17 protein-coding genes are annotated in these 14,932 nt (G+C 70.0%); 4 read left to right on the forward strand and 13 right to left on the reverse strand.

Translation table 11 applies throughout. From position 1 onward, the window contains the following. Positions 1-3: 3 nt before the first annotated feature. The 8 genes from ACI2LY_RS04435 to ACI2LY_RS04470 all read right to left on the reverse strand — a co-directional run bounded on the left by ACI2LY_RS04435 (position 4) and on the right by ACI2LY_RS04470 (position 8,576). The gene (locus ACI2LY_RS04435; RefSeq protein ID WP_404705811.1) at positions 4-819 is read right to left on the reverse strand and encodes an ATP-binding cassette domain-containing protein; all 816 of its coding nucleotides are present in this window, start codon (positions 817-819) and stop codon (positions 4-6) included. Between the two features lie 5 nt (positions 820-824). After that, on the reverse strand, positions 825-1,871 hold the full coding sequence (locus ACI2LY_RS04440; RefSeq protein ID WP_404705812.1) for an ABC transporter permease: 1,047 nt from the start codon (positions 1,869-1,871) through the stop codon (positions 825-827). Further along, positions 1,871-2,890 (reverse strand): sugar ABC transporter substrate-binding protein, encoded by a 1,020-nt coding sequence (locus tag ACI2LY_RS04445; RefSeq protein WP_404705813.1) that lies wholly within the window; start codon positions 2,888-2,890, stop codon positions 1,871-1,873. The genes ACI2LY_RS04440 and ACI2LY_RS04445 overlap by 1 nt, the downstream gene beginning before the upstream one ends. A gap of 146 nt (positions 2,891-3,036) precedes the next feature. Next, on the reverse strand, positions 3,037-3,933 hold the full coding sequence (locus ACI2LY_RS04450; RefSeq protein ID WP_404705814.1) for an alpha/beta hydrolase: 897 nt from the start codon (positions 3,931-3,933) through the stop codon (positions 3,037-3,039). 123 nt (positions 3,934-4,056) lie between these two features. Further along, positions 4,057-5,454, reverse strand: a complete 1,398-nt coding sequence (locus ACI2LY_RS04455; protein WP_404705815.1) for an amino acid permease — start codon at positions 5,452-5,454, stop codon at positions 4,057-4,059. Positions 5,455-5,749: 295 nt separating this feature from the next. Beyond that, positions 5,750-6,148 carry an ASCH domain-containing protein gene (locus ACI2LY_RS04460; RefSeq protein WP_404705816.1) on the reverse strand — a complete coding sequence of 133 codons (399 nt, stop codon included), beginning with the start codon at positions 6,146-6,148 and terminating at the stop codon, positions 5,750-5,752. Positions 6,149-6,252: 104 nt separating this feature from the next. After that, entirely contained in the window at positions 6,253-8,040 is a 1,788-nt protein-coding gene (locus ACI2LY_RS04465; RefSeq protein ID WP_404705817.1) for an FAD-binding dehydrogenase, read from the reverse strand. A 185-nt stretch (positions 8,041-8,225) separates the two neighbouring features. Further along, positions 8,226-8,576, reverse strand: coding sequence for a hypothetical protein (locus tag ACI2LY_RS04470; protein ID WP_404705818.1), 351 nt, complete (start codon positions 8,574-8,576; stop codon positions 8,226-8,228). A gap of 122 nt (positions 8,577-8,698) precedes the next feature. On the opposite strand from ACI2LY_RS04470, the gene ACI2LY_RS04475 reads away from it, so the two are divergent. Then, entirely contained in the window at positions 8,699-9,652 is a 954-nt protein-coding gene (locus tag ACI2LY_RS04475; protein ID WP_404705819.1) for a sporulation protein, read from the forward strand. A 76-nt stretch (positions 9,653-9,728) separates the two neighbouring features. Next, on the forward strand, positions 9,729-10,184 hold the full coding sequence (locus tag ACI2LY_RS04480) for a tellurite resistance TerB family protein (protein ID WP_404705820.1): 456 nt from the start codon (positions 9,729-9,731) through the stop codon (positions 10,182-10,184). A 30-nt stretch (positions 10,185-10,214) separates the two neighbouring features. On the opposite strand, the gene ACI2LY_RS04485 is transcribed toward ACI2LY_RS04480, so the two are convergent. The 4 genes from ACI2LY_RS04485 to ACI2LY_RS04500 form a co-directional block, all read right to left on the reverse strand. After that, entirely contained in the window at positions 10,215-11,147 is a 933-nt protein-coding gene (locus ACI2LY_RS04485) for a M56 family metallopeptidase (RefSeq protein ID WP_404705821.1), read from the reverse strand. A 9-nt stretch (positions 11,148-11,156) separates the two neighbouring features. Then, positions 11,157-11,543 carry a BlaI/MecI/CopY family transcriptional regulator gene (locus ACI2LY_RS04490; protein WP_404705822.1) on the reverse strand — a complete coding sequence of 129 codons (387 nt, stop codon included), beginning with the start codon at positions 11,541-11,543 and terminating at the stop codon, positions 11,157-11,159. Positions 11,544-11,592: 49 nt separating this feature from the next. Then, positions 11,593-11,799 carry a twin-arginine translocase TatA/TatE family subunit gene (locus tag ACI2LY_RS04495; RefSeq protein WP_404705823.1) on the reverse strand — a complete coding sequence of 69 codons (207 nt, stop codon included), beginning with the start codon at positions 11,797-11,799 and terminating at the stop codon, positions 11,593-11,595. A gap of 180 nt (positions 11,800-11,979) precedes the next feature. Beyond that, a complete protein-coding gene (locus ACI2LY_RS04500; RefSeq protein WP_404705824.1) occupies positions 11,980-12,339 on the reverse strand; it encodes a PRC-barrel domain containing protein in 360 nt (119 codons plus the stop codon). 428 nt (positions 12,340-12,767) lie between these two features. Here ACI2LY_RS04500 and ACI2LY_RS04505 point away from each other — a divergent pair, with 428 nt between their 5' ends. Next, positions 12,768-13,769, forward strand: a complete 1,002-nt coding sequence (locus ACI2LY_RS04505) for a permease (protein WP_404705825.1) — start codon at positions 12,768-12,770, stop codon at positions 13,767-13,769. Continuing rightward, positions 13,766-14,473, forward strand: a complete 708-nt coding sequence (locus ACI2LY_RS04510) for a TIGR03943 family putative permease subunit (RefSeq protein ID WP_404705826.1) — start codon at positions 13,766-13,768, stop codon at positions 14,471-14,473. The genes ACI2LY_RS04505 and ACI2LY_RS04510 overlap by 4 nt, the downstream gene beginning before the upstream one ends. Positions 14,474-14,479: 6 nt before the next feature. Here ACI2LY_RS04510 and ACI2LY_RS04515 read toward each other — a convergent pair whose 3' ends face one another. Then, positions 14,480-14,758, reverse strand: coding sequence for a hypothetical protein (locus ACI2LY_RS04515; protein ID WP_404705827.1), 279 nt, complete (start codon positions 14,756-14,758; stop codon positions 14,480-14,482). Between the last annotated feature and the right edge of the window lie 174 nt (positions 14,759-14,932).

The raw sequence follows: 14,932 nt of genomic DNA on the forward strand, positions 1-14,932 counted from the left end.
ACATCACGGCAGCTCCGCCACGTCCACTCCCCGCACCTGCGCCAACTCATGCTTAAGCGCCGTGAGTTCGGTGCCACCGGCCATGTGGTTGGTGAGGTCCTCCAGGGTGATGTCGCCGCGGGCCGCGCTGAGTTCGAGGGTGCCGAGGCGCAGGACGCTGAAGTGGTCGCCGACCATGTAGGCGTGGTGGGGGTTGTGGGTGATGAAGATGACGCCGAGGCCCCGTTCGCGGGCGGCGGCGATGTACTTGAGGACCACCCCGGACTGCTTGACGCCGAGCGCGGCGGTCGGCTCGTCCAGGATCAGCACGCGGGCGCCGAAGTGGACGGCGCGGGCGATGGCCACGCACTGGCGCTGGCCGCCGGAGAGGGTGCCGATGGGCTGTTCCAGGTCGTCCAGGGCGATGCCCATCTCCCGGAGCTCGCGGTCGGCGGTCTCCTTCATCCGGGCGATGTCCAGGCGGCGCAACGGCCAGGGGCCCTTGGTGAGTTCGGAGCCGAGGAAGAAGTTCCGCCAGACCGGCATCAGCGGGATGGTCGCGAGGTCCTGGTAGACGGCGGCGATGCCCTGGGCGAGGGCGTCGCGCGGGCTGTCGAAGCGCACCGGCTCGCCGTCCACGAGGAATTCGCCCTCGGTGTGCCGGTGCAGGCCCGAGATGATTTTGATCAGGGTGGACTTGCCCGCGCCGTTGTCGCCGAGGACGCAGGTGACCCGTCCGGCGTGCACGGTCAGGTCGACGCCGTGCAGGGCGCGTACATTGCCGTACGCCTTGCCCGCGTCGCGCAACTCCACCAGCGGGGCGGTGCTTTGGTCGGTCATCTCACTCACCTCCGGGTCGCCGTGCGCTGGACCCACAGATTGATCAGGACGGCGCCGAGCAGCATCACGCCGAGGAACGCCTTGAACCAGTCGGGGTTCCAGCCCGCGAAGACGATGCCCTGGTTGACCATGCCGAACATGAACGCGCCGAAGACCGGCCCGATCGCGGACCCCGAGCCCCCGGTGAGCAGACAGCCGCCGATCACCGCGGCCGCGATGTAGATCAGCTCCTGGCCCACGCCCTCGCCGGACTGCACGGTGTTGAACGCGAACAGGTTGTGCATGCCGACGAACCACGCGCCGAAGCTGACCAGCATGAACAGCGTGATCTTGGTGAAGTCCACCCGCACACCGACCGCGCGGGCGCTCTCCTTGCTGCCACCGACCGCGAAGATCCAGTTGCCGTACTTGGTGCGCAGCAGCACCCAGGTGGCGAGCGCGGCGAAGGCCAGCCAGTAGCAGACGGTGATCTTCACCTGGACGCCCCCGATGTCGACCGAGGACGCGAAGACCGCCTTGGCCTGGCCGAAGCCGTCCATGTCACTGATGTCGTCGGTGGCGACATTGCCGGTGACCAGTTTGGTGACGGCGAGGTTGACACCCTGGAGGATCAGGAAGGTGCCGAGCGTGACCAGGAAGCTGGGCAGCCCGGTGCGCACCACCATCCAGCCGTTGAACGCCCCGATGGCCAGGCAGAGGACGAGGGAGACGAGGACGCCGGTCCAGGCGTTCACCGTCAGTTGGTAGCTGAGCATGCTCGCGGTGAGCGCGGAGGTGATGACGGCGACGCCGGAGGACAGGTCGAACTCCCCGCCGATCATCAGCAGGGCGACCGGCAGCGCCATCAGCCCGATGGTGGAGCACTGGTAGAGCACGGTGGCCATCGAGTCGCCCTGGCGCAGCGAGGGCGCGGCGATGAGGAAGAAGACCATGACGGCCAACGCGCCCAGGAACACGCCCACTTCGGGCCGGGCCAGCAGCCGCAGCGCGAGCGGGCGCCCGGCGCTCGACGGCGGGCCGGAGGCCGGTGCCGTCTGCTCGGCGGTACTCATCAGCGGGTGCCCTTCGCCGCGAACTCGGCGACCCGGTCCACGTTGGACTTGTCCACGAAAGCCGGACCGGTGAGCACCGGCTGCTCGCCGCCACCGCTGGAGTTGCCGTTGTTCTTGTACAGCCACAGCGAGTCGACGGCCAAGTAGCCCTGGAGGTAGGGCTGCTGGTCGACGGCGAACTCGATGGTGCCCTTCTGGATGGCGCCGGTGAGATCCTTGTTGAGGTCGAAGGTGGCGACCTTGGCCTTGCCCCCCGCCTCGGCGACGGACTGCACGGCGGTCAGCGCGAAGGGGGCGCCGAGGGTGACGACATGGTCGAGGGAGCTGTCCTGCTTCAGCTTGGCGGTGATGGTGGACTGCACGGAGGGCCGGTCGGTGCCGTTGACGTACAGCGTCTCGGTCGTGCCGGAGAAGGTCTTCTTCACCCCGTCGCAGCGCTGAGTGAGGCCGACGTTGCCCTGCTCGTGGATCACGCAGACGATCTTCTTGGCGCCGACCTCGTCGAGCTTCTTGCCGAGCGCCTCGCCCGCGACGCTCTCGTCCTGCCCGAAGAACTGGAGCAGTCCGAGCTTCTTCCAGTCGCTGAGCCCGGAGTTGAGGCCGACGACGGGTATCTTCGCCGTGTTCGCCTTGGCGATGACGTCCTTCATCGCGTCCGGCTTGGCCAGGGTGAGCGCGATGCCGTCCACCTTCTGGTCCACGGCGTTCTGCACCAGGTTGGCCTGGGTGCCCGCGCTGGGGTCGGCGGAGTAGACGAGCTTGATGTTGTCCTTGGCGGCGGCGGCCTCGGCGCCCTTGCGGACGATGTCCCAGAAGGTGTCGCCGGGCGACTGGTGGGTGACCAGCGCGACCGTCATCCGGGGGGTGTCGGCCTTCCCGGCCGGTGCCCCCGAGCCGCCCTCCGCCGCCTTCTTCCCGCCGGAACCGCTGGAGCAGCCGGCGAGGGTGAGGGCTGCCGCGGCGGCCACTGCCACGACGGGGGCCAGTCGGCGCGAGCGCGAGCGAGAAGAGCGGTCCATCTGTCCTGCACCTCACTGTGCTGGGAAGGGTGAGCGCTGTTGCGTCGGGACGGGATACAAGTCCCTGCACCGTCCGCTGTCAATGGTTTGTCCAGACATGCCGACCGGGTCAGGTCAGGATGTAAGGACAAAGAGGTATTTCCCGGTCAGCCGGTGACCGGGGCGAGCTGGGCGATCCGGGCGAGGACGCGGGCCGCCGGTGCCGGGTCGACCAGCCATTTCAGATGGCTGCCCGCGAGGGTGCGTACGTCGTAGGGGTTGTCCGGGGTCAGCTCGTCGCCCTCGCGGATCAGCCGGTCCTGGAGGGCGAGGGGCATGCTCGCGTCGTCGGCGAGGCGGACGTAGGTCTTCGGGACGCGGCCCCAGGTCCCCGCTTGGGCGCGGTCGGCCGGGGTGCCCGTGTCGAGGTTCTCGTCGGGCTGGAAGGTGTTGAGGAAGACGAGGAACTCGTCGTCGGTGCCGTCCGCGAGGAAGGCGGCCTTGAGCGCGGCGAGGGCTTCCGGGTCGGCGGTGCGGAAGTTGACGCGGAGCAGGCCCAGCTCGGCCGGGTTTCCGGCCAGGGCGAGGGCGAGCGAGGCGGGGTCGACCGTGGCCATCTCCGGCTCGGCGTAGTACTGACTCGCCTCCAGCGCGACCGGCGCCCAGGCCGACACGTACACCAGCCGGTCGATCAGGTCCGGACGCGCGTTGGCGGCGGCGGTGGCCGTCATGCCGCCCCGGCTGTGCGCGACGAGGACGACGGGGCCATTCGCCTTGGCCCGCTCCAGCACCCCGATCAGGTGGGCGGTGTTCTCGGCGAGCGTGACGCCCTTGATCGCACCCGGCGCGGTGGCGAGCCCCTCGGGGTCCTGCGGTGCCTGGTAGGCGTGCGGATACGTGGCGGCGAACCCGTGGCAGGGCAGGTCGACGGCGACCGAGCGGTGCCCGAGCAGCCCCAGCTCGGCCTGGAGCGGGGCGAAGGAGAAGGAGTTGGCGAAGGCGCCATGCACCAGTACGAACGTCGGCTGCACCGTCTGCTCACTCCCACCCGCGAGGCCCGTCATCGGTGGGCCACCGTACGCAGCCGAAGATCACCGGCACTAGCGGTAGGAGGTGATCCGCTTGTGCAGTTAGCCGGTACGACGAAGCCCGGCGGCCTCCTGGGAGACCGCCGGGCTTTCGCGTGTTCAGGCCCCGGCGCGGCGCCGCCGTCCGGCCATCACGGCGTAGACGAGGATGCCGACGAACAGGAACAGCACGCCCTGGTAGACCGCCGCGTAGCCCGCGCCCGCGACCAGCCAGATGGAGAAGCCCGCGGCGACGGCGGCGATCACCGCGTCGCGCACCAGTCGCCGTCCGTCGACGGCGTCACGGCGGCCGGAGGCGAGGTGGTACAGCTGCGCGGCTGTGGCCAGCAGGTAGGGGACGGTCGCCGTGAAGGTGGTGACCAGCACCAGCACCTCGAAGACGTGCGCCGAGCCCGCCATGAAGTTGTAGACGGTCAGCAGCGACGACAGGACGACCGTGACACCGACGCCGACGGTCGGCACCCCGCGACGGCGCCGGGTGAAGGCGGCCGGGAAGAGCCCGTCCCGCGCGGCGGCGTACGGGGTCTGCGCGCTGAGCAGGGTCCAGCCGTTGAGGCAGCCGGTCATCGAGACCAGCGCGGCGAGCGCCACGGCCCAGCCGCCCCAGGTGCCGCCGAACATCGAGTTCACGGCGTCGGAGAACGGCGCGGTCGACTTCACCAGGCTGCTGTGGGAGACGGTGCCGAAGACCGAGACCGTGCCGAGGAGGTAGACGACGGCGGCGCCCACGGTGCCGATCACGGTGGCCCGGCCGACGTTGCGACGGGCGTCGCGGACCTCGCCCGCGCTGACGGCGGCGGACTCCACACCGAGGTAGGAGTACAGCAGCAGCGCGGCGGAGGCGGAGATGGCACCGAGCGGGCTGCCCCCGCCCGCGTGGAACGGGCCCAGCTTGTCCGGGTCGAAGAAGAACAGTCCACCGACCGCCACGAGCAGCAGCGGTACGAACTTCAGCACGGTGGAGACCAGCTGCACGGCGCCCACCCAGCGGGTGCCCGCGAAGTTGGCGAGGGCCGGGAGCCACTGGATGACCAGGGCGGCCAGGCACGCGGTCCAGCGGTGGTGGCTGACCGGGATCAGTACGTCGAGGTAGCCCACGGCGGCGACGGCGAGCGCGGCGTTGGACACCCAGGTGGTGATCCAGTACGCCCAGGCCGCGAGGAACCCGGCGAAGTCGCCGAACGCCTCGCGGGCGTACACGTACGGCCCGCCGGTGCGCGGGTCGCGCTGGGCGAGCCGACCGAAGACCAGGGCGAGCGCGATGGCGCCGACCGTGAGGACGCCGAGGGCGACCAGGCTGACCGTGCCGTAGGGGGCGACGGAGGCGGGGAGCAGGAAGATGCCTCCGCCGATGATGTTGCCCATGACCAGGGCGGTGGCGACGGGCAGCCCGAAGCGGCGGGCGTGCTTGTTCGCGTTGCCGCCCGGCTCCTCGGCCGGGGCGCCGAGGGGGCCCGTCGCCGGAGCCGACGGCGGAGCGGTCCCGGTGACCTGCATGGCTGGGGGTTACCTCTCGCGGAACTGGCCGTGACCGGGCCAGAGGGGGGACGGGCGGTGACCTGGCTCACGGAAAAGGCCAGGTGAGGGGCCCTCCCGGGGCACCGGGCCGAGCCCTATGGTCGGTGATGCCCCGAGTCGCCGCCAAATCGCCGCTTCTTGTCCTGTCCCGTCCACGTGATCACGCAAGAACCGCGCTTATGGGGGCTTGACACCGGCAGATATTCACCCTTGTTGTCGAACCCGTGTCCGGCCTCGGACCGGTCTGGAGAGGGTGCTCAAGTCCGGAAGGTGCTCAGGTCTGGAAGGTGATCACGTCGACTTCGTCGGTGCCCGTCAGTTCCGGGTAGTGGCGCTTGAGAACGTCCCGGAGTTCGGTCGCGGTCGTCAGCGCCTCGGCCTGGGCGTCCTGGTCGGTGAGGTCGCTGACCAGGCAGTGCCTGATGTCGGTCACCTCCGCCGACAGGACGACTTCGGGGTCGCTCTCGAACACCAGCCGGGCCGGTCCGAGCTGGGCCGGGTCCTGGTAGCGGGTGGTCCTGGTCTTGGCACCGGAGCGGACGGCATCGAGATAGCGGGGGCTGAACCGGATGATCGGCGGACCGGCCGACTCGGGGTCCTTCGTGCGGCGCGCCAGCTCCATGAGCTGGCGCTCGTCATCATCGAGAGCTCGTGCGGATGACGGTACGTACACGGTCACAGCCTTCCCCTACACCGACGGTCGCCGCAGAGCATTCCACGCCACATAGGTGGACTCCACAGGATTTCGGCTCGCCCCGACCGGGCTATGTGGGCTGCTCACATAGCTGTCGCCGCTGCCGCCGCCCGGCCCGCCTGGCGGCCGGAGAAGAGGCAGCCGCCGAGGAAGGTGCCCTCCAGCGAGCGGTAGCCGTGCACTCCCCCGCCGCCGAAGCCCGCGACCTCCCCGGCCGCGTACAGCCCCGGAACCGGTTCGCCGGAGGCGCCGAGCACGCGCCCGGAGAGGTCGGTCTGGAGCCCGCCGAGGGTCTTGCGGGTGAGCACGTTGAGCCGTACGGCGATCAGCGGGCCTGCCGACGGGTCGAGGATCTTGTGCGCGGGGGCGGTCCGGCTGAGCGAGTCCCCGATGTAGGCGAGGGCGTTGCGGATGCCCATGACCTGCACGTCCTTGGTGTACGGGTTGTCCATCTCCCGGTCGCGGGCCTCGATCTGCCCCTTCAGCCGGGCGAGGTCGATCAGGTTGTCGCCGGTCAGCCTGTTCATCCCGGCCACCAGCTCGGACAGCGACGAGGCGACCACGAAGTCGGCGCCGTTCTTCTTGAACTTCTCGATCGGCTCGGGCGTCTGCCAGATCCGGGACAGCAGCTGCCAGACGTTCTTGTTGGTGAGGTCCGGGTTCTGTTCCGAGCCGGACAGCGCGAACTCCTTGGCGATGATCTTCTGTGTGGTCACGAACCATGAGTAGTCGTAGCCGGACGCGGTGATCGAGCCGAGGGTGTGCAGGGTGTCGTAGCCGGGGATGTCGGGGGTGCCGAAGCGCTTGCCTGTGGCGTCGAACCACATGGAGGACGGGCCGGGCAGGATGCGGATGCCATGGCCGGGCCATATGGGGTCGTAGTTGCGCAGCCCCTCGGTGTAGTGCCACATCCGGTCGGGGTTGACGATGCGGCCGCCCGCCCGCTCGGTGATGGCGAGCATCCGCCCGTCGACGTGCGCGGGCACCCCGGTCACCATGGTCCTGGGCGGCGTCCCGAGCCGCGCGGGCCAGTTCTGGCGTACGAGGTCGTGGTTGGCGCCGATACCGCCGGAGGTGACGACCACGACCGGCGCGCGCAGCTCGAACTCGCCGATCACGGTACGGGAACTGGGCTTGCCGCGGGCCGCACTGCTGGGTTCGAGGACGGCACCGCGTACGCCGGTGACGACACCCCCGGTGGTGACGATGCCGTCGACCCGGTGCCGGAATCTGAAGGAGACCTTCTCGGCCGCCACCGCCGCCCGCACCTTCTTCTCGAAGGGCTCGACCACGGCGGGCCCGGTGCCCCAGGTGACATGGAAGCGCGGCACCGAGTTGCCGTGTCCGTCCGCGAGGCCCCCGCCACGCTCGGCCCAGCCGACGATCGGGAACCACTGCACGCCGAGCCCCGCGAGCCAGGACCGCTTCTCCCCGGACGCGAAGTCGACGTACGCCTCGGCCCACTTGTACGCCCAGTGGTCCTGCCCCGCCGGATCATCCACGCCCCGGTCGAACCCGGCGCTGCCCAGCCAGTCCTGCCAGGCCAGGTCGTGGGTGTCCTTGACGCCCATCAGCCGCTGTTCCTCGGAGTTGACGAAGAACAGCCCACCGAACGACCAGAACGCCTGCCCGCCGAGACTCGCCTCCGGCTCCTGGTCCAGCAGCAGCACCTTCCGCCCTGCGGCGGCGAGTTCGGCCGTGGCGACCAGTCCCGCGAGGCCGTGTCCGACGACGATCGCGTCCGCGTCCTGCGCCTCCCCGGCGAAGGCCGGGAAGGCATGGGCGGCCAGCGTGGCCCCGGCGAGCATCCCACCGGTGACGGTGAGGGCGCGGCGACGGGTGATCCCTGCGGGAGCGATGGGGTGGTCCATGGCTGCCTTTCGTCAGAGTTTCGTCCACGATTCGTCAGGGGTACCGGTGGTGCGGGGTGACGAATGAAGGCTGCCGAGGCAGGGAGGAGGTGCTGACGGTCGCCGTCGACAGGTGTTACCGACGGTAGCCCAGGGGGTGCGGGGCGACCAGAGGTGTGCGTCAACTCCATTGCCCTGTAGGCGAGTTATGGCCTGCGAGGGGGCTTGAAGGCATACAGACCGAGGATGTCGGGCAGCGGGGCGACACCCGGCCCGCCGTCCCGCACCCAGCCGAGGATGTCCTCGGTGGCGTCGGGGTCGTTGACGAGGCCGAGCCAGACCGGGCGGCCCCCGGCGGCGCGTCCGGCGGCGGAGGGCTGGACGACGATCACATTGGCCTGGTCGCACACGTCGAGGCACTCGGAGATCCGTACGGGCGCGCTCTCGGCGAGCCGCGCGGTCTGCGCGGCGTGGTCGACCCCGGTCACCTTGGGACTGCCGCAGCAGCAGTCCCGGCACACCACGATCCGGCAAGGGGCGGGCTTTATCTCGGACATGCCGTGATCGTCGCATCCGGGCTGGTGGAACGTCAGTACCACCCCGGTTCGTTGGTGGACCGGGTGCGGGAGGCCGCCTATGCTTCTACACACTTGTAGAAGCTGGAAGGAGTGGACGCCGCATGGTGTTCAAGAGGCTGCTCGGCTCGCTCGGCGTGGGAGGACCCACGGTGGACACCGTTCTGGACCCCGGTGCCGTGCTGCCCGGCGGCACGCTGTCGGGAGAGGTCCGCCTCACGGGCGGGTCCGCCGCGGTCGACGTCGACCACATCACGCTGGAGCTGGTCGCCCGGGTGGAGGCCGAACACGAGGACGGCGAGAGCGAGGGCTCGGTCGTCTTCGAACGGTTCACCGTGGGCGGCGGGTTCCGGCTCAGGGAGGGTGAGCGGCGCGCGGTGCGGTTCGACGTGCCGCTGCCGTGGGAGACGCCGGTCACCGAGCTGTACGGGCAGCCGCTCGGCATCGCGCTGGGCGTGCGTACCGAGTTGGCGGTCACCGGGGCACGGGACAAGGGCGACCTGGACCCGCTGGCCGTCCGTCCGCTGCCGGTTCAGGAAGCGGTCCTGGAGGCGCTGGGCCAACTGGGCTTCGGCTTCCGGTCGGCCGACCTGGAGTACGGCCGTATCGGCGGTACGGGCCAGCGACTCCCCTTCTACCAGGAGATCGAGCTGACCCCGGCACCGCAATTCGCCTACGGGGCAAGCGAGTTCGAGCTGACCTTCCTCGCCCACCCCGGCGGCATGGAGGTCGTGGTGGAGGCGGACAAGCGGGGCGGCTTCCTGGGCGGCGGGCATGACACGCTCGGCCGGTTCACGGTCACCCACGACACCGCGGGCGTGGACTGGAACACGGTGGTCGACGACTGGTTCCGCCAACTGCTGGAGAACCGGGGCGCGGTGTACGCCGAGCCCCACCACGTCCACCAGGAAGGCCACCACGGCTCGCGCCCCGGCATGGGCACCGCTGTCGCGGCGGGCGCGGCCGGACTGGCGGTCGGCGTGGTCGGCGGCATGGTCGCGGCCGAAGTCGTGGACGAGGTGGGCGACTTCTTCGAGGGCGACGAAGAAGAGGACTGAGGAACTTCCCTACGACGAGGGACACTTGGGGGCCGGGCAGCGGCACGGCTCCTTCCGTTCGAGATCTGGAGTGCTCATGGCCCTGTGGGACCGATTCAAGGAATCCGCCGCCACCATGCAGACGCAACTGGTGGCACGGAAGAACGACCTCAAGAGCGGCGCCTTCCGCGACGCCTCGATGGCGATGTGCGCGCTGGTGGCGGCCGCCGACGGCACGGTGGACCCGTCCGAGCGGCGACGTGTCGCTCAACTCATCTCCGGTAACGAGGTGTTGCAGAACTTCGACGCGATGGATCTCCAGCGCCGGTTCGAGGACAACCTCGGCAAGCTGACCGCCGACTACGACTTCGGCAAGGTCAGCGTGCTCCAGGAGATCGCCAAGGCGAAGAAGAAGCCCGCCGAGGCGCGTGCCGTCATCCAGATCGGCATCGTGATCGGCGGCGCGGACGGCGACTTCGACAAGGACGAGCAGGCGGTGGTCCGCGAGGCGTGCTTCGCCCTCGACCTGCCGCCGCACGAGTTCGACCTCTGATACGCGTCTGAGGCTCGGGGGCGGCCGCCTCTACAGCGGGGTGGCCGCCTTCAGCACGAGGAAGAGCGTCACCGCCGAGTTGGCCGAGGACAGCGCCGAGATCATCGTCCCGGCGGCGGCCGTCCACGCCGCCACTCCCACGGCGGTGAACAACGAAGGCCAGACGTGCACGGCGGGCGCGGGCCCCAACAGGGCCGCGACGCGGCGCGGTACGGGTCCTGGAGCCGCGAACCCCGCGAGAGCAGGGTCCAGTTGCGGCCGCGAGACCAGTGCCGCCTTGCCGATGGCGCGTGCCACCGTCTGCCGACTGCGCACCACCCCGGCCGCTTCCTCATCGGCCCACCGCTCCACGGTGTACGACACGGCGGTACGCAGCGGGCGCAGGAACGGGTTGGCCCGCGCGGCCAGTTGGACCAGCAGCAGGAACCGGTGGTGGCCGCCCCCCAGATGCGCCCGCTCGTGCGCGAACAGCGCCCGCCGCTCCCGTGCGGCCAGCCGGGCCAACAGGCCGGTCGACACCACCACCCGCCCGCGGTTCCGGCCCGGCAGGGCGTACGCGTAGGGCTCCGGGTCGGGCAGCACGGCGACCGTGCGCCGGGGCAGACCCGCGAGGCTCCGCTCGGCGCGCCGCCGTACCCGTAGATGCCGCCAGAGCACACGCGAGCAGCCCGCGAGCACGGCGAGCAGGGCGGGAATCGCGGCCTGGCCCGCGACCTCGTCGTACGGGACGGCCTCGCGCACCTCGTCGTCCGACCAGGCATCTGGCAGGGGATTGCCGGGGAGTTGAGCGGTACCGACCACCATGAGCAGGGTCAGGCAGAGGGTGCTGCACAGGGCCAGCGCGCAGGCGGTGACGGTGAGCAGCCAGGTCGCGGCGCGGGGGTGCAGCCGCTGTTCGGCCAGCCGGGCGACCGGCCATGCCGTCAGGGGGAGCACCAGCGGCAGCAGGACGAACACGCCCATGGATCTCTCTCAGCCTTCTCCGTCCGGGCCCAACTCGCCCAGCAGGTGCCGCAGGAGACGTTCGTCGTCCGGTTCGAGGGAGGTGACGAAGCGGGACAGCACCGCCTCGCGGTCGCTCTCGCCGTCGAGCACCTTGCGCATCCGGTGCGCGGCGAGGCCCGCCTGGTCGGACACCGGGGTCCACACGAAGGAACGTCCGGCCCGCTCCCGGCTGACGGCGCCCTTGGCGAGCAGACGGGTGAGGATGGTGATGACGGTGGTGTAGGCGAGGTCGCCGCCGAGGTGTTCCTGCACCCAGCCGGTGGACGCGGGCGCGTGTGCCTCGCGCAGGGCGGAGAGCACCAGCCCCTCCAGCTCGCCCTGTCCCCGTCGCCGGGTACGCCGCTGGTCGTCCACGCCCACTCCTTCCCCTTCCGCCGTGGGTAGATCGTAGGCCGCGGGTGGGTCAGCTCCGTTCGTCGCGGGGCAGGACGGTGCCCTCGATGACGGGTCCCGAGGTGGCCGGGGCGTCCTGGGTGCGGACGGCGCGGGCCTCTTTCTTGAAGATGCGGGTGGCCTGACCGGCCGAGCGGACGAGTCCGGGCAGCTTCCGCACACCGAGGAGGACGATCAACACGATGAGGAGCAGGGCGACTTCACTCAGGCCGAACATCGGATGCGGTTTCCTCCCAGCGGGGCGGTGACCAGGACCGGTCGGCCCCGCTCACCATCATTATCTACATTGCTGTAGAAGTCTCGTACAGAGTCCGGCTGAGCACAGGAACGGGAGCAGGGCCCGGCGGTCGCTCCCCCGGACCGCCGGGCCCTGCTCCCGCACGCGCGGAAGCTTCGCTCAGTGCCCCGGGCCGTACTGGCCGTAGTGACCGCTGATCTGGTCCCGGTACGCCGGGTCCCCCAGATGCTTGTCCTTGTCGAACTCGGGCGCGTCCTTGATCTGCTCCTTGGTCCGCGCCACGTGCAGCGTCCGCTCCTCGTGGTCGATCCCCGTGATCGTCCCAGCGGGCAGCAGCACCTCCTTGCCGAAGATCCACACCCCGGTGTCCACGACGATGTACTGCTCCCCCACGTCGTTCGAGTGCTTGTCCACCTTGCCGATGTGCCCGTCCAGCGCCTCGACCTTGTACCCGCTCAGATCAGCATCCGGCGTGTGCCCAGCGGTCGGGCCATAGCTCCACATGTTCTCGGCAGTCATAGACGCCACCTCCATACTCCAGCCCCAGGAGGTGGATGCGGTCCACATCCGATCTCCCACCAGGGGCGTAACGGGCGGGTGTCCGGCCTGGGGGTGAACAAACCCGAGGTCCCTCTAACGGAGCCGATGGCGCTGGCCTTCTGCGCCGCCGCATCGAGCGGGTACCTCACACTGCGACTGGCTGCCTGATCTCGTACGCGTGATGTCCGCAGGTCATCGGAGCAGACCAGGCGTTCCCTGCATCGGGTCAGCAACGGCCTGGGCTGCGGGGCGTCAGCGATGTCACAGAGTCGGCGGAGCGTCCGGATGGGTCGGACTCACACCTCCGCGGTGCACCGAACCACGTCACGCAGCGTTGCCACCGACCCCATCATCGCCCGCTATGTTGATCCGATCGGATGAGCAACAGGTGACGAAGGTCGGCAGCGATGCAGCAGGAGCGGGTCGCGGAAGTGGCGACGCCTACCCCGGCGGGATGGCTGCGGTACTGGCCATGGGTTCTGCTGGGTGCGGCCGTGTTGCCCGGTGTTGTCGTGTTCGTCGTGGGCGAGTGGGGCGAGGCCCCGGCCGTGCAGGCGTGGCGGACGGTGGCGCTGGCGGTGTTCCTGCAGGCCGTGCCCTTCATGCTGCTCGGTACGGCGCTGTCGGGTGCGATCAACGCGTTCGTACCGGCGTCCGTGTTCACGCGGCTGTTGCCGAAGCGGCCCGCGTTGGCGGTTCCCGTGGCGGGGGTTGCCGGGGTGGTGCTGCCGGGGTGTGAGTGTGCGTCGGTGCCGGTGGCGAACAGTCTGATCGGGCGCGGGGTGGAACCAGCGGCCGCGTTCGCGTTCCTGCTGTCGGCCCCGGCCGTGAACCCGATCGTGCTGACCGCGACGGCGGTGGCTTTCCCCGGTCAGCCCATGATGGTGCTGGCCCGGCTGCTGACCTCGCTGGTCGTCGCGGCCCTGATGGGCTGGCTGTGGCTGTGGCGAGGGAAGGCGGAGTGGCTGCGGCCGTCCGTACGCCACACCGGTCACCGCCACGGGCACAGTCGCTGGGCGGAGTTCCGGGGCGGCTTCCAGCACGACTTCCTGCACGCGGGCGGGTTCCTCGTGGTGGGCGCGCTGGCCGCGGCGACCTTCAACGTGGCCGTACCGCCTGCCGTACTCGACGCGTTCACCGGCTCGGCCTGGCTGTCGGTGCCGTTCCTGGCGGGGCTGGCCGTGTTGCTGGCGGTGTGCTCGGAGGCGGACGCGTTCGTGGCGGCCTCGCTGACCGGATTCTCGCCGGTGGCGCGGCTGACGTTCATGGTGGTGGGCCCGATGGTCGACCTGAAGCTGATCGCCTTGCAGGCGGGGACATTCGGGCGAGCCTTCGCCGTACGGTTCTCCGCCACGACGGCACTCGTGGCGATCGTATGCAGTGCGGTGATCGGAGGAGTACTGCTGTGAGACGTCCCGTGCAGGCGGCGTTGCTCGTACTCAGCGGCCTTGCGCTGCTACGGGTCTCTCTGTTCTCCGACCTGTATCTCCGCTACGTCAAGGCGGGCATGCGCCCCCTGCTGATCGCCTCCGGCGCCGTACTCCTGACGCTCGGCCTCGCGGAGGCGTGGTCCTGGTACCGCCGTACGCGCCACGACGACAACCACCTCCCACCCCGCACCGCCTGGCTCCTGTTCCTCCCCATCCTCAGCCTCGCCCTCTGGGCCCCACCAGCACTCGGCGCCTACACGGCGGCCCGGGAGGCCCCGAAGTCCACCACCACCCAGCCCCAGGACTTCGACCCCCTCCCCACCACGTCCCCCCTCCCCCTGACCCTGGGCGACTTCACGGACCGCGTACGCGAGGACCACACAAAGGCGATCCGCACCCGGACCGTCCAAATGACAGGCTTCGCGACCCCCGCAGGCCAAGGCGGCGGCTGGTACCTGACCCGCCTGATCATCAACTGCTGCGCTGCGGATGCCCAGTCGGTGAAGGTCCGCGTCTACGGCACCCCGTCCCCTAAGCCCGACACCTGGGTAACGGTGACAGGCATCTGGCACCCACAAGGCACCCTCGGCACCCCATCAGCCGAAGTAGCCCTGACCGCCCACGCCTTGAAGAAGATCCACCGCCCCACGAACGGCTACACGGACGCCCTCCCCTTGGGCTGAACCTGGCTACGGCATCCCAAGGATCGCTGCCACGGCCTCCTGAACCCGCGTGGAGATCCGGCTCAACTCAGCACATCCCCCAGCTCGCTCCAACTGCCACTCGATGAACATGGGCGCGAACCATATGAGTTGGACGAGCCGCGAATCAACGGTTCCCCCGACGGGCGGAATCCGGGAAAGCAGCGCCACGTACGCCTCCCCGGCCACCGGGTCGAACTCCCCCGCCCGAAGCTTCCCGAGGAACCCGACCTCGTCGTCCCACGCTTCATCGAGAAGCTCCAGCACGTCGTCCGACCCCGGCGTGTTGGACGCCTGCACTCGACTGCCCACTCAATTCTCTCCAGAACTCTTGGCACCGCTGAACAGCTTTGTCGTACTCAGCGGGATGAGCCATCCTTGCATCACCGTGGACTGAATTGGCTACCGCGCGGTGGGCCCGGATGCGCAGAAGCCCCGCCA

The sequence above is a fragment of the Streptomyces sp. NPDC002176 genome, assembly GCF_044903645.1.
Classification (GTDB): Bacteria; Actinomycetota; Actinomycetes; order Streptomycetales; family Streptomycetaceae; genus Streptomyces.

Coding starts and splice junctions, on each gene's coding strand:
- ACI2LY_RS04480 (WP_404705820.1), top strand. CDS start 9,729: ATGGCCCTGTGGGACCGATTCAAGGAATCCGCCGCCACCATGCAGACG.
- ACI2LY_RS04445 (WP_404705813.1), bottom strand. CDS start 2,890: ATGGACCGCTCTTCTCGCTCGCGCTCGCGCCGACTGGCCCCCGTCGTG.
- ACI2LY_RS04450 (WP_404705814.1), bottom strand. CDS start 3,933: ATGACGGGCCTCGCGGGTGGGAGTGAGCAGACGGTGCAGCCGACGTTC.
- ACI2LY_RS04470 (WP_404705818.1), bottom strand. CDS start 8,576: ATGTCCGAGATAAAGCCCGCCCCTTGCCGGATCGTGGTGTGCCGGGAC.
- ACI2LY_RS04505 (WP_404705825.1), top strand. CDS start 12,768: ATGCAGCAGGAGCGGGTCGCGGAAGTGGCGACGCCTACCCCGGCGGGA.
- ACI2LY_RS04435 (WP_404705811.1), bottom strand. CDS start 819: ATGACCGACCAAAGCACCGCCCCGCTGGTGGAGTTGCGCGACGCGGGC.
- ACI2LY_RS04485 (WP_404705821.1), bottom strand. CDS start 11,147: ATGGGCGTGTTCGTCCTGCTGCCGCTGGTGCTCCCCCTGACGGCATGG.
- ACI2LY_RS04495 (WP_404705823.1), bottom strand. CDS start 11,799: ATGTTCGGCCTGAGTGAAGTCGCCCTGCTCCTCATCGTGTTGATCGTC.
- ACI2LY_RS04500 (WP_404705824.1), bottom strand. CDS start 12,339: ATGACTGCCGAGAACATGTGGAGCTATGGCCCGACCGCTGGGCACACG.
- ACI2LY_RS04465 (WP_404705817.1), bottom strand. CDS start 8,040: ATGGACCACCCCATCGCTCCCGCAGGGATCACCCGTCGCCGCGCCCTC.
- ACI2LY_RS04440 (WP_404705812.1), bottom strand. CDS start 1,871: ATGAGTACCGCCGAGCAGACGGCACCGGCCTCCGGCCCGCCGTCGAGC.
- ACI2LY_RS04455 (WP_404705815.1), bottom strand. CDS start 5,454: ATGCAGGTCACCGGGACCGCTCCGCCGTCGGCTCCGGCGACGGGCCCC.
- ACI2LY_RS04475 (WP_404705819.1), top strand. CDS start 8,699: ATGGTGTTCAAGAGGCTGCTCGGCTCGCTCGGCGTGGGAGGACCCACG.